This window comes from Roseateles sp. (assembly GCF_049240545.1).
Lineage (GTDB): Bacteria > Pseudomonadota > Gammaproteobacteria > Burkholderiales > Burkholderiaceae_C > Paucibacter_A.
This window is the reverse complement of sequence record NZ_JBMLSK010000350.1, coordinates 3,791-4,902: the sequence shown is the minus strand read 5'-3', so window position 1 is coordinate 4,902 and position 1,112 is coordinate 3,791. Positions and strand designations below refer to the sequence as shown.

Below are 1,112 nucleotides of genomic sequence, written 5' to 3'. Positions count from 1 at the left end.
CCGCGCAAATCTTGCGTCCCTGATGAAACATCCGGGCTAGGGCAGCGGCCGGATTACCGCTGGGTTGGAAGTCAACGCGGACCTGATCAGCGGCGCAAGCGTCTGCTTGAGCACTTCCGACGGCTCGGTATTGCCCTGTTGCGGCTGGCGCGTCATCACGCAGGCCGCGTAGTTGCCATAGACATCGATCCACGGACCGAAGCCGAGCGCACCCGGGCTGGAGAAGCGCAACGTCGGATCGACGTCGCAGGCGCCGGCATTGCCCGGATTGCCGCACTCGCGGAAGTTGCAGAGCCCGTAGTGGTACATCGGGTCCGGCGTGAACTTCTGGTAGGGGCTCTTTACGATCACCGTGTTGGCCGTGAAGGCGTCGGCGCGCTGGGTGGCAATCAGGTTCTCGCTGATCAGGCGTGCGCCGCCGTACAGCCCTTTCCTGAGCAGCATGACCAGGAAACGCATGTACTCCTCGCCGCTGCAGCGGATGCCGCCATCGCCGCCGTCCAGCGCCGGGTTGGGTCCACCGAGGCTGTAGATTGAGGCGGAATCCCAGCCGAGCGGCACGCGCAGTGCGGCGTCGAAGATCTGCTGCCAGGACTTTCCTGTTGCCACCTCCGCCATGCGACCGGCCACGCGCAGATGGGTGGCGCCGTACCAGTAACGCGCCTTCGGCGGCGCCAGCACACCCGGTTTGCTCTGGCTGTCATGAATCCGCAGCACCGCCTCGGCCAGCGTGATGCTGGTCGCGGTGGCTTCGTCCACGTCGCCCTCCAGGCCGCTGGTGAACGACAGCAGGTCAGAAAGCGTGATTTGGCCTATCGGCCCGCTCCACGGTGCGCCGTTGCGGTCGACCAGCAGATCGCCCGTGCGGGTCGCCAGCGTCAGGGTGCCTTGCTGCACCAGCCGCAGGATGGTCGATCCGGTGACCCATTTGGTGGCCGAGGCGATGGGATTGCGCGTCTGCGACGTGTAGCCGCCCGAGCTTCGCGAATAGACCACGCCAGCGGGTATTGCCACTTCGACCGTCAGGCCGTTGCCAAACGATGGGGCGGCCTTGTCGACGGCGGCGTCGACCGCAGCCCAGACACTGGACGGCGGTGGAGGTGGTGGCGGGG

At 66.4% G+C, this 1,112-nt stretch carries 1 protein-coding gene; it reads right to left on the bottom strand.

Going from position 1 to position 1,112, the window contains the following annotated elements; genetic code table 11:
• Positions 1-36: 36 nt before the first annotated feature.
• A partial coding sequence (locus tag ACOVRJ_RS21510; protein WP_422045863.1) for a serine hydrolase domain-containing protein occupies positions 37-1,112 on the bottom strand: 1,076 nt, incomplete at its 5' end.